The 11,985-nt window shown below is 71.3% G+C and carries 11 protein-coding genes; 8 read left to right on the top strand and 3 right to left on the bottom strand.

Annotated features, from left to right (window positions below):
* The first annotated feature begins 25 nt into the window (after nt 1–25).
* Complete coding sequence (locus tag QM708_RS03180; protein WP_415104316.1) at nt 26–2,575, top strand: UvrD-helicase domain-containing protein; 2,550 nt, start codon at nt 26–28, stop codon at nt 2,573–2,575.
* 9 nt (nt 2,576–2,584) lie between these two features.
* On the opposite strand, the gene QM708_RS03175 is transcribed toward QM708_RS03180, so the two are convergent.
* Nucleotides 2,585–3,451 (bottom strand): M23 family metallopeptidase, encoded by an 867-nt coding sequence (locus QM708_RS03175; protein ID WP_415111253.1) that lies wholly within the window; start codon nt 3,449–3,451, stop codon nt 2,585–2,587.
* Between the two features lie 227 nt (nt 3,452–3,678).
* On the opposite strand from QM708_RS03175, the gene sucC reads away from it, so the two are divergent.
* Together sucC and sucD are read left to right on the top strand one after the other, a co-directional pair.
* Complete coding sequence (sucC, locus tag QM708_RS03170) at nt 3,679–4,863, top strand: ADP-forming succinate--CoA ligase subunit beta (protein WP_415104314.1); 1,185 nt, start codon at nt 3,679–3,681, stop codon at nt 4,861–4,863.
* 1 nt (nt 4,864) lies between these two features.
* Nucleotides 4,865–5,746: a succinate--CoA ligase subunit alpha gene (sucD, locus tag QM708_RS03165; RefSeq protein ID WP_415104312.1), complete on the top strand. Its 882-nt coding sequence runs from the start codon at nt 4,865–4,867 to the stop codon at nt 5,744–5,746.
* Between the two features lie 57 nt (nt 5,747–5,803).
* Here the strand turns inward: sucD and QM708_RS03160 are convergent, their stop codons facing one another.
* Both QM708_RS03160 and QM708_RS03155 read right to left on the bottom strand, forming a co-directional pair.
* A complete protein-coding gene (locus tag QM708_RS03160) occupies nt 5,804–6,139 on the bottom strand; it encodes a hypothetical protein (RefSeq protein WP_415104310.1) in 336 nt (111 codons plus the stop codon).
* 4 nt (nt 6,140–6,143) lie between these two features.
* Complete coding sequence (locus QM708_RS03155) at nt 6,144–7,130, bottom strand: hypothetical protein (protein WP_415104308.1); 987 nt, start codon at nt 7,128–7,130, stop codon at nt 6,144–6,146.
* Between the two features lie 109 nt (nt 7,131–7,239).
* Between QM708_RS03155 and QM708_RS03150 the strand changes: the two genes are divergently transcribed.
* The 5 genes from QM708_RS03150 to QM708_RS03130 are packed head-to-tail and all read left to right on the top strand — an operon-like array spanning nt 7,240 to nt 11,984.
* Nucleotides 7,240–8,598: a DUF6350 family protein gene (locus QM708_RS03150; RefSeq protein WP_415104306.1), complete on the top strand. Its 1,359-nt coding sequence runs from the start codon at nt 7,240–7,242 to the stop codon at nt 8,596–8,598.
* A 9-nt stretch (nt 8,599–8,607) separates the two neighbouring features.
* Nucleotides 8,608–9,207: a phosphoribosylglycinamide formyltransferase gene (purN, locus tag QM708_RS03145; RefSeq protein WP_415104304.1), complete on the top strand. Its 600-nt coding sequence runs from the start codon at nt 8,608–8,610 to the stop codon at nt 9,205–9,207.
* Nucleotides 9,204–10,769 carry a bifunctional phosphoribosylaminoimidazolecarboxamide formyltransferase/IMP cyclohydrolase gene (gene purH / locus QM708_RS03140; RefSeq protein ID WP_415104302.1) on the top strand — a complete coding sequence of 522 codons (1,566 nt, stop codon included), beginning with the start codon at nt 9,204–9,206 and terminating at the stop codon, nt 10,767–10,769. The genes purN and purH overlap by 4 nt, the downstream gene beginning before the upstream one ends.
* A gap of 11 nt (nt 10,770–10,780) precedes the next feature.
* Nucleotides 10,781–11,638: a bifunctional methylenetetrahydrofolate dehydrogenase/methenyltetrahydrofolate cyclohydrolase gene (locus tag QM708_RS03135; protein ID WP_415104300.1), complete on the top strand. Its 858-nt coding sequence runs from the start codon at nt 10,781–10,783 to the stop codon at nt 11,636–11,638.
* Nucleotides 11,639–11,651: 13 nt separating this feature from the next.
* The gene (locus QM708_RS03130) at nt 11,652–11,984 is read left to right on the top strand and encodes a DUF3017 domain-containing protein (protein WP_415104298.1); all 333 of its coding nucleotides are present in this window, start codon (nt 11,652–11,654) and stop codon (nt 11,982–11,984) included.
* Nucleotide 11,985 lies beyond the last annotated feature (1 nt).

Below are 11,985 nucleotides of genomic sequence, written 5' to 3'. Positions count from 1 at the left end.
TCGAGCGCCTAGGCTGTGCGGTGCCATGAGTGAGTTCCCCACCCTGTTCTCTTTCACCCCGGACGCCCCGGCGCGGCCCGCTCGCGAGGCGTCCGGCCGTTCCCGGTCCGCCGCGCGTCCGGACGCCGACGCGCGCCCGCTGATCGCGGCCGACAGCGAGCCGGGCACCGAACGCCGGCGCAGGCGTCCGGATGCCGAGGAACTCCTCGACGGGCTCAACCCGCCGCAACGCGAGGCGGTGATCCATTCCGGCTCGCCGGTGCTCGTCGTGGCGGGCGCGGGGTCGGGCAAGACCCGGGTGCTGACTCGGCGGATCGCCTGGTTGATCGGGCAGCGCGGCGTCCACCCCGGATCGGTGCTGGCGATCACCTTCACCAACAAGGCGGCCGCCGAGATGCGGCACCGGGTCGAGGAACTGGTCGGTAATCGCGCCCGGCTGATGTGGGTCTCCACCTTCCACTCGGCGTGCGTGCGGATGCTGCGCGCCGACATCGACCGCTTCGGCATGTCGCGCACCTTCTCGATCTACGACGACACCGACTCCAAGCGGCTGATGTCGCTGGTGTGCCGTGACCTCGGCCTGGACTCCAAGCGCTACCCGGTGCGCACCGTGATGAACGCGGTGTCGAACTGGAAGAACGAACTCGTCGACTTCGAGTCGGCCGCCACGCTGGCGGGCGGCAACGGGCACGAGGCCGTCTACGCCGAGGCGTACGCTGACTACCAGCGCCGGCTGGTCGCGGCGAACGCGCTCGACTTCGACGACATCATCATGTCGACGGTGCACCTGCTGCAGGCCTTCCCCGACATTCGTGAGAAGTACCGCCGCCGGTTCCGGCACGTGCTCGTCGACGAGTACCAGGACACCAACCACGCCCAGTACGTGCTGGTCCGCGAACTGTGCGGCGCCGGTTCGGGCGCCGAGGGGGAGACCGAGCCGCCCGAGTTGATGGTGGTCGGAGACTCCGATCAGTCGATCTACGCCTTCCGCGGGGCGACGATCCGCAACATCCTCGACTTCGCATCCGACTTCCCCGGTGCGCGCACCATCCTGCTGGAGCAGAACTACCGCTCGACCCAGACGATCCTGAGCGCCGCCAACGCGGTGATCGAGCGCAACGAGGGGCGTCCGGCGAAGAAGCTGTGGTCGGACGCCGGCGACGGCGACCTGATCACCGGCTATGTCGCCGACACCGAGCACGAAGAGGCGCAGTTCGTCGCCGCCGAGGTGGACCGGCTCGCCGACGCCGGCCGTGCCTACTCCGATGTGGCGGTGTTCTACCGCACCAACGCGCAGTCGCGTGCCTTCGAGGACGTCTTCATCCGGGTCGGGCTGCCCTACAAGGTGGTCGGCGGCGTCCGCTTCTACGAGCGCCGCGAGGTGCGTGACGCGATCGCCTACCTGCGCGCGATCGCCAACCCGGCCGACGACGTGAGCGTGCGGCGCATCCTGAACGTGCCCAAGCGCGGCATCGGCGATCGCGCCGAGGCGATGGTGGACGCCTTCGCCGCCGCCGAGCGGATCCCGTTCGGGCACGCCCTGGACCGGCTCGATGAGGTCGTCGGCCTGGCGCCGCGCTCGACCAAGCAGTTGCAGGGGTTCGCCGAGATGATGGCCGCGCACCGGCAGATGGTCGCCGAAGGGTTGAGCGCCGACCAGATCCTCACCTCGATCCTGCACGAGTCCGGTTACCTGGACGCGCTGCAGAACTCGACCGATCCCCAGGATCAGACCCGGCTGGAGAACGTCATCGAGTTCGTCTCGGTGGCCGGCGAGTTCGTCGCCGCCGCGCACACCGAAGACATCGGCCCCGGCAACTCCGGGCTGCTGCCCCCCGGTGGAGCACCCAATGAGGGCGACGCGGCGGATCAGGCGGCCACCGATGATGCGGCCGACGGGGCGACCGGGGCGCTGCTGGTGGCCGGATCACCCGAACCGGACGATTCGCTGGCGGCCTTCCTGGAGCGGATCGCGCTGGTCGCCGACTCCGACCAGATCCCGGACGCCGACGGTGACGGCCGTGGCGTGGTCACCTTGATGACGCTGCACACCGCCAAGGGGCTCGAATTCCCGGTGGTGTTCCTGACCGGTTTCGAGGACGGGATCTTCCCGCACATGCGCGCGATGAGCGACCCGGACGAGCTCGCCGAGGAACGCCGGCTCGCCTACGTGGGCATCACCCGCGCCCGCGAACGGCTCTACCTGTCCCGCTCCACCGTCCGGGTGATGTGGGGGCAGCCGCAGTACAACCCGGCCAGCCGGTTCCTGGCCGAGATCCCCGGGCGCCTGCTCGACTGGCGGCGGCTGGGCGAGAGCGTGGGCGGCTACGCGTCCACGGCGTCGCGGCGCAGTGAACAGTCCTGGCGTAGCACCATCGGCTTCGGTGCGTCAGCGCCCAAGCCGAAGGCCGTGCCGGCGCTGGCCGTCGGCGACAAGGTGCTGCACACCACCTTCGGGATGGGCCGGGTCACCGAGACTCACGGCGCCGGTGACAGCCTGAAGGTGGTCGTCGACTTCGGCTCGGCCGGGGTGAAGAAGCTGTCGGTCAAGCACGCCCCGATGGAGAAGCTGTAAGGCGTGCGGTCAGCGGCCCTGGTTCAGGTACGGGGCCGGGTCGGAGTTCACGCCGTTGGCGTAGACCGAGAAGTGCAGGTGCGGGGCGGTCGACAGGCCGGTGTTGCCCACGGCGCCGATGCGCTGGCCCTTGGTGACCTTCTGCCCTTCGGCGACGTCGATCGAGCTCATGTGCAGGTAGCCGGTCTCCAGCGCCTCGCCGTCGATCATTCCGTGATCGATGCGGACGTTGTTGCCCGAGCCGCCGTTGTGGCCGGTTGCCGCCTTGGTGACGACGCCGTCGGCGACCGCGTAGATCGGGGCGCCGATGGCGCCACCGATGTCGGCACCACCGTGCAGGCGCACGTAGTGCAGGATCGGGTGCATGCGCGGGCCCCACGGAGAGGTGATCGAGCCCTCGGTCGGCCAGAAGAACTTGATGGCCGACAGGCGCTCGGATTCGCTGTCGATCGCGTTCGTCATCGACGACAGCGCCAGCTGGCGGGCCTCGGCGGCCGCCTCGGTCTGGATCGCGACGACCTGCTCGTCGACGGTGGCCAACTGGGCGGCGCGGGCGTCGGCGGCGGCCTTCAGGTCGTCAGCGGCCTCGCGGCTGCTGCTGAGAGACTCGCCGCGCGCCACGAAGGCGTCGGTGGTGCCCGCGCGGCCGGAGTCGGCAGTCAACACCGGCGTGCCGGCGGGGACGGTGCCCGCGCCGTGCGCGAGGGCGGGGACGCCCATCGCGATACCGCCGGCGAGCAGGGCCGCGGCCACGCCGATGCCGCCGCGGGTCAGCCGGGAGCGGGTCACCGCGCGCCGGGGCGTACCGAGTGCGATCGGGAAGGCCTCGTCGGTGTCGGCAACTGCACGCTGCGGCTGGGAGGAGCCGGAGAACATTAGCGCCACTCGTACTAGCCTTTCCTGAGAAAACTTCAAGGTGTTCGCGGAGGGTTCCGCGTGAACGACCGGAAACAGGCTAGCAGTTCTTGGGTGTTTCTCAGAAATCGTCTCGGGGTGGCGGGACCGTGGTCCCGGGGGTGGCCTGCGGGTGGTCGCCTGGTGGCATGCTGGGCCGATAGTGTCGTTTTCACCCGCAGGGTCGCGGGACGGCGAGGACAGGAACCATGGACCTTTTCGAGTATCAGGCACGAGATCTTTTCGAAGCACACGGCGTCCCGGTGTTGCGAGGCATCGTGGCCCGCACACCCGCCGAGGCCGGCGCGGCCGCCGAAGAGCTGGGCACCGAGGTGGTGGTGGTCAAAGCGCAGGTCAAAGTCGGCGGACGCGGCAAAGCGGGCGGTGTCAAACTCGCCCGCAGCCGCGCCGAGGCCGAGGCACACGCGGCCGCCATCCTGGGGATGGACATCAAGGGACACACGGTCGAGGCGGTGATGATCGCCGAGGGCGCCGCCATCGCGGAGGAGTACTACTGCTCCCTGCTGCTGGACCGCGCGCAGCGCTGCTACCTGGCGATGGCGTCCGTCGAAGGCGGCATGGACATCGAACAGCTCGCGGTGGAGCGCCCCGAGGCGCTGGCCCGGGTGCCGCTCGACCCGCGCACCGGCCTGGACGCCGAGGCGGCCGAGAAGATCGTGGCCGCCGCCGGCTTCGATGAGGAGGTCGCCGGCGAGGTGGCGCGGGTGCTGACCCTGATCGGCACGGTGTACCGGGAGTCGGACGCCACCCTGGTGGAGGTCAATCCGCTGGTGCGCACCGAGGACGGCCGCATCATCGCCCTCGACGGCAAGGTGTCGCTCGACGACAATGCCGCCTTCCGGCACCCCGAGTGGGCCGATCTCCGCGATGAGAGCCGCGACGATCCACTCGAGGTGCGTGCGCGCGAGAAGGACCTCAACTATGTGAAGCTCGACGGGCAGGTGGGTGTCATCGGCAATGGCGCCGGCCTGGTGATGAGCACCCTCGACGTGGTCGCTTACGCCGGCGAGAGCCTGCCCGGCAGCCCCAAGCCCGCCAACTTCCTCGATATCGGCGGCGGCGCCTCGGCGCAGGTGATGGCCGACGGGCTCGACATCATCTTGTCCGATCCGCAGGTGAGCGTGGTGTTCGTGAACGTCTTCGGCGGTATCACCGCCTGCTCGGAGGTCGCCAAGGGCATCCGTGAGGCACTGGTGCAGCTGGGCAACCGGGCGAGCAAGCCGATCGTGGTGCGCTTGGACGGGAACGCGGTCGAGGTCGGCCGCGCGATGCTGCAGGAATACGGTCACCCGCTGGTCGAGGTGGTCGACACGATGGACAACGCCGCCGCGCGCGCCGCGCAGCTCGCCAGCGCGGCCATGGGAGGGAACTGACATGGCGATCTGGCTTGATCACCGCAGCAAGGTCATCGTCCAGGGCATGACGGGGACCGAGGGCCGCAAGCACACCACGCGGATGATGATGTTCGGCACCCGTATCGTCGCCGGTGTCACGCCCGGCAAGGGCGGGCAGTCGGTGACCTTCGAAGAGGACCCGATCCCGGTGTTCAACACCGTGGCCGAGGCCAAGCACGCCACCGGCGCCGACGTCTCGGTGGTCTTCGTGCCGCCGGCGTTCGCCAAGGCGGCCGTGATGGACGCCGTCAACGCTGGGATCGCGCTGGTCGTGGTGGTCACCGAGGGCATCCCGGTCAAGGACACCGCGGAGTTCCGTGCGGCGGCCGAGGAGGCCGGCGTCCGGCTGATCGGCCCGAACTGCCCGGGAATCATCTCGCCGGGCCGCTCCAACGTCGGCATCATCCCGCCCAATATCGCCCGGACGGGCCATGTCGGCCTCGTGTCGAAGTCGGGCACGCTGACCTATCAGATGATGTTCGAGCTGGGCGATATCGGGTTCAGCACCTGTGTGGGCATCGGCGGTGATCCGGTGATCGGCACCACTCACATCGACTGCCTCCAGGCGTTCCAGGAAGACCCGGAGACCGACTGCATCGTCATGATCGGCGAGATCGGCGGCGATGCCGAGGAGCGGGCAGCCGAGTACATCCGCGCCCACGTCAGCAAGCCGGTCGTCGCCTACGTGGCGGGCTTCACCGCGCCCGAGGGCAAGACGATGGGGCATGCGGGCGCGATCGTGTCGGGCTCGTCGGGCACGGCGGCGGCGAAGAAGGCCGCCCTGGAGAAGGCCGGCGTCAAGGTCGGCCGGACGCCGAGTGAGACAGCCGCGCTGGTGCGGGCCATCGTGGCCAAGTCCTGATCGGAGCGTTGGCGAGGTCCTGACCGGGAAAGTATCCCGGTCAGGACCTCGGCGTATTCACGACAGTTGCGTCGCCCGCTCGATCGCGCGGCCGCCGACGGCGGCCCAGGCCTCGTCGGAGAAGTCGAACTCGGCCGACGGGTTGGCCATCAGATAGACGACCCGGCTGCCGGACATGACCACGCCCAGGCGGTAGCGCGCGGTCCCCGACTCCTGATCGGTCTTCTGGGTGATCATCCACGCCGCACCCCAGCCGCCGTTGCCGTACTCGGCGGTGATGCCGGGCGTCCGTTCCACCTGGGCGGTGTTGGTGCGGTTCCCGCAGCTGTCGAGGTTGCTGGCCAGCGTGCTGAAGAAGGTGCTGGCCTCGTCTGCGGACTCGAAGGTGTACACGACCTCATCCACGCCGAACTGGGCGGGGGCCACGGCGTCGTCGCGGAGCAGGTAGGTGCGCTGCTGCCGCTCGGTGCCCGCGGCGGTCAGATCGACGGCCTCGCAGCGCGTGCCGGTGGTCGTCACGGTCGTGCTGGCGTCCGTGCCGCGCCACGCGCCGGCGCCCGGGGTGATCCGGGGCAGATCGACATCGGCCAGCCAGCCGCGGCTCGACGACCGGCGGAGCAGAACCCGCGACGCCGACGTCGCTGGGGCAGGTACCGCCGTTGTTGCACTGGCGCGCCGAGACGAGCTGGAGCGCCGAGATCAGAGGCTGGGCGTCGCTGGCCGCGTCGGCGGCGGTGGCGTCGACGATGTTGACCCGGGTGCCGGTGCGGCTGATCAGGATGGTGTGGTACTCGTCCGCGGCGTTCTGCAGCACCAGCTTGATGCCGGCTGCCTCGTCGGACAGGCCGCTCACGGCGACGCCGGAGAGGGCGAGCGCGGTCGTCCGTTCGCACTCGGAAAGCTGGGTCAGCCGCGCGACGTAGGCGTGATGGGCCTGTTCCTCGCTCTCGAACTGGTCCACCTGGTGCAGCAGGCCGAGTGCGGCGCCGTCCGCCGGGGCGAAGGTGCGCACGAGCGTGGAGGCGGGCTTGATGGTCTGGTCGGCGGCCAGCAGCAGGCATTGCGGATGGGGTGTGGTCGCCTCCACCGTCGTGCTCGTGGAGACCTCCGTCCAGGTGGAGCCTTCGCGGACGCCGTCCAGGTCGCCCGGTTGCGCGAGGTAGGTCGCCACCGGATCGATCGTGGGCGTCGGGGTCGGCATCAGGCGTCCGGCCAGCCCCGATCCCCAGGCGACCGCGACCACCACGACCACGGCGATCACCGCCACGGCGATCGTGCCGATCAGCTTGCGCGGGGAGCGCGGGGCGCCGGAACCCGGCGCGGCGGCACCGTCGTCGGTCGGCGGTAGCGCACGGCGTGGCGTGTCGTCGCCTGGTTCGCTCATCAATCCCCCTTGTGCTCGGGCAGCCGAGGGGCCTCGGCCTGCTGAGACTTTAGCAACCGGGGCGTGTCCCGACGACGTGTGGGGCGTGATGGGTGACCATGGACCTATCATGCGCACACCCACCCAACGCCGCCGCCCGGAGCTCACGGTCACCGAGGCCGGGCCGCCCGCCGACGACACCAAGGCCGGGCAGGCCGGTCCACGCGTGCCCTACCTGCCCTGGCTGGTGGCCGCCCTCGCCTGGAACGCCGTCACGATGGTGGTGGGCTGGGCCGCGCTCGGGGCGCTGATCAGCGTGTCCTGGCTGACCGCCGTGCACCTGCCGCCGGCTGAGGTGTTCGGCACGATCGGGCAGGCCTGGTTGTCCGTGCACGGGGCGACCGTCGTCCTCGGGGGGGTGACGCTGCGGATGGTGCCGTTGGGCTTCGCGGCTCTGCTCTGCCTCGGCTGCGCGCTCGCCGCGCATCACGCGGCCCACCAGTACGGGCGCCCGGCCGGTGGCGGACGGCGCGCCGGTCTGCGCGCCTGGTCGCTGGTGGTCGCCGCCTCCGTCGCCGGCTACGCGCTCCCCGGGCTGCTGGTCGCGGGCGTGGTGGCGGCTCCCGCGCAGATCGCGGGGGCGCTGCCCGGCCTGATTCTGCTGCCGTTAGCGGGCGCCGTGCCCGGCGCGCTGGCCGGCTTCGGACTGCGGCCGCTCCAAGGGCGTGTGTGGTGGATCGCGCGGCTGCCTGCCTCGATCGGGACGGGTCTGGCGATCCTGGCTTTGACCTCGGTCGCGGCGTTGACGGTGGCCGTCGTGGCGCACTGGCCGACGGTGAGCGCCGTCGGCGATCTGCTGCGCCCCGACGCCGTCGGTGCGGTGACCTTGGTGCTGATCCAGGCCGCCTATCTGCCGAACCTCCTGCTGAGTGCCGGATCGTTCGCGCTCGGCGCCGGCGTGCGCCTGGGCGCGGACGCGGTGCTCGCCCCCGGCCTCAGCACCGCCGCGGCATTGCCCGCGCTGCCGGTGTTCGGGGCAGTCCCGGTCGTTTCGGCGCCGGCCGACTGGGCGTGGCTGGCCGGCGGGGTGCTCGCCGGGGTCGCGGCGGGTGTCTGGCTGCTGCGCACCGCGCCTGCCCCTTCGGCCGCTCAGACGACCCCCTCCGCGCTCCGCGCCGCCGCCTGGCGTGCGGGCCTGGCCGGGATGGGCGCGGGTGTTTGCTGGGTGGCCGCGTCGTGGATCGCGGTCGGTGATCTGGGTGCGGCGAGGCTCGCCGGGATCGGGCCGCGCTTCCCCGACCTGTGCTGGTGGGGCACGCTGGTGCCCGCGGCGTCCGCCGCGCTGGCCGGTGTGGTGACCACGGCGTGGCGGCGTCGCCGAATCCTCGGCGCGGCGGCGTCCGAACCGGCGGATGCGACGAGCCCGGACCAGCCGGCGTCGCTGTGGTCGGAACAGACACCCACGCGCGACGACGAGGCGACTCGGTAGGCTGACCGCATGACATTCCGGCTCCTGGTCCTGGTGTCCGGTTCCGGCACCCTGCTCCAGGCGCTCCTGGACGCTCAAGCCGCAGGCACCCTGTCCGGCGAGATCGTCGCGGTGGGCGCCGACCGGACCGGCATCGAAGGCCTCACCCGGGCCGAGCGCGCCGGCGTCCCCACCTTCACCGTGCGCCTCGGCGACCACCGGGACGCCGCGGGTGCGATCGACCGCCCCGCCTGGGACGCCGCCCTCACCGAGGCCTGCGCCGCGTTCGAGCCCGATCTGATCGTCAGCGCCGGCTTCATGAAACTCGTCGGCGCGGCCTTCCTGAGCCGCTTCGGCGGCCGGATGATCAACACCCACCCCGCACTGCTGCCAAGCTTTCCGGGGGCGCACGGCGTCCGGGATGCGCTCGCGCACGGCGTGAAGGTGACCGGCTGCACCGTCTTCGAAGTCGACGCCGGCGTCGACACCGGGGCGATCATCGACCAGGTCGCCGTGCGGGTCACCGCCGGCGACACCGAGGAAACCCTGCACGAACGCATCAAGGTCGCCGAGCGCGCCCTGCTGCTCGATGTCGTCAACGCCAAGGCCCGCCAGAAAGAGGACGCATGAACCAGACCGACCGCACTGAGATCAGGCGCGCCCTGGTATCGGTCTACGACAAAACCGGCCTGCTCGAGTTGGGGCATACCCTCGCCGAGGCGGGCGTCGCCATCGTCTCGACCGGCGCGACCTACCGGCTGCTGAGCGAGGCGGGCATCCCGGTGACCGAGGTGGCCGAACTGACCGGATTCCCCGAATGCCTCGACGGCCGGGTGAAGACGCTGCACCCGCGCGTGCACGCCGGCATCCTGGCCGACCGCCGGCTGGCCTCGCACCGCGACCAGTTGGCCGAACTGGGCGTGGAGGCCTTCGACCTGGTGGTCAGCAACCTCTACCCGTTCACCCAGACGGTCGCCTCCGGCGCGAGCGCCGACGAGTGCGTCGAGCAGATCGACATCGGCGGGCCGTCCATGGTGCGCGCCGCCGCCAAGAACCACCCGAGCGTGGCCATCGTGACCTCACCCGAGCAGTACCCCGCCCTGGCCGAGGCGCTGGCCGCCGGCGGTTTCACGCTGGCCCAGCGCCAGGAACTGGCCGCGGCCGCCTTCCGGCACACCGCGAGCTACGACGTGGCGGTGGCGTCCTGGATGGGGTCGGTGCTCACCGATTCCTCCGGCGGTGACGGCTTCCCGGCCTGGATCGGCGGCACCTGGCACAAGCAGGGCACGCTGCGCTACGGCGAGAACAGCCACCAGCCGGCCGCGCTGTACTCCTACCCGGCGGGCCCGGCGGGCATCACCCAGGCCGAGCAGCTGCACGGCAAGGAGATGAGCTACAACAACTACACCGACGGCGATGCCGCCTACCGGGCCGCCTACGACTTCGCCGAACCGTGCGTGGCGATCATCAAGCACGCCAACCCGTGCGGTATCGCGGTCGGCACCGACGTCGCACAGGCGCACCGCAAGGCGCACGCCTGCGATCCGGTCTCGGCCTTCGGCGGCGTGATCGCCACCAACCGCCCGGTCAGCGTCGCGATGGCCGAGCAGGTCGCCGAGGTGTTCACCGAGGTGCTGATCGCGCCCGGCTACGACGAGGGCGCCCTGGAGATCCTCACCCGCAAGAAGAACATCCGCGTCCTGGTCGCCCCCGCCTACACGCACCGGGCCCGCTCGATGCAGCCCATCTCGGGCGGCGCGCTGCTGCAGGCACCCGACCAGCTGGACGCCCCCGGCGACGATCCCGCGAACTGGGAGCTGAAGGCGGGCGATCCGGTCGACGAGGCGACGCTGGCCGATCTCGCCTTCGCCTGGCGGGCCTGCCGCGCGGTGAAGAGCAACGCGATCCTGCTGGCCGCCGACGGCGCCTCGGTGGGCGTGGGCATGGGCCAGGTGAACCGGGTCGACTCCTGCCGTCTGGCCCTCCAGCGGGCCGGTGCGCGGGCGTCCGGCTCGGTGGCGGCCTCGGACGCCTTCTTCCCGTTCGCCGACGGGCCCGGCATCCTGATCGACGGCGGCGTGAAGGCCATCGTCGAACCGGGCGGCTCGGTGCGCGATCAGGAGACCATCGACGCCTGCGCGGCGGCCGGGGTCGCCCTGTACTTCACCGGCACCCGCCACTTCTTCCACTGACAGGAGCGCCGATGACCGCGCAGAAGCTGGACGGGATCGCCACCGCCAAGGCGATCAAGGCCGAACTCACCACCCGGGTGGCGGCGCTCGCGCAGGCGGGCGTCCGGCCGGGGCTGGCCACCGTACTGGTCGGTGAGGACCCGGCCAGCCAGAACTACGTCCGGATGAAGCATCGCGACTGCGAGCAGGTGGGCATCGCCTCGATCCAGGTCGAGTTGCCCGGCGACGCGACCGCCGAGCAGGTGCGCGCGGCCATCGAGGGCCTCAACGAGGATCCGGCCTGCACCGGCTACATCGTCCAGCTGCCGTTGCCCCGGCACCTCGACGAGAACTGGGCGCTGTCGCTGATCGACCCCGACAAGGACGCCGACGGCCTGCACCCGGTCAACCTGGGCCGCCTGGTGCTCGACGAGCCGGCCACCCTGCCGTGCACGCCGCGCGGCATCGTCGAACTGCTCACCCGGCACGGCATCGAGTTACGCGGCGCCGAGGTGTGCGTGGTTGGCCGCGGCATCACGGTCGGACGCCCGCTCGGGCTGATCCTGACCCGGCGCAGCGAGAACGCCACCGTCACCCTGTGCCACACCGGCACCCGCGACCTGGCCGCGCACACCCGCCGCGCCGGCATCGTGGTGGCGGCCGCCGGGGTGCCCGGCATGATCACCGCCGGCATGATCGCCCCGGGCGCGATCTGCGTGGACGTCGGCGTCAGCCGCGTCGACGGCAAGACCGTCGGCGACCTCGCGCCCGACGTCTGGGACCAAGCGGCCTGGGTCACCCCCAACCCCGGCGGGGTGGGCCCGATGACCCGCGCGATGCTGCTGTCCAACGTGGTCGACCGCGCGGAGAAGCTGGCCGCGCTCCGCTGATGGAGGCCCGCCGATGAAGCGCCGCGAGCGCCACGAGGCCTGGGACCACTCGCAGGGGCCGCGCGCCCCGCGTCCGTGGTATCAGCTGGTAGCCGGGCAATGGCCGCTGGCGGTGGTGCTCGTGACCGTGTCCGCGGGCGTCGCCTGGGCCGGGCTCGGGCATTGGAAACGTGGTTCGTTCCTGATCGGGATGGGCTTTTGCGCTGGCCTGGTGCTGCGGGCGTTCCTGCCCGAGGCCAAGGTCGGGTTGCTGGGCGTCCGGGCCCGCTGGGTGGACCTGATCTGCCTGGGCGTCCTCGGCGTTGGCATCATCGTCTTATCCCTGATCGTGCCGCCCCAGACCTGAA

It is taken from the genome of Propioniciclava sp. (assembly GCF_047602245.1).
Lineage (GTDB): Bacteria > Actinomycetota > Actinomycetes > Propionibacteriales > Propionibacteriaceae > Propioniciclava.
The sequence above is the reverse complement of the archived record's forward strand: the minus strand, read 5'-3'. Positions and strand labels throughout refer to the sequence as shown.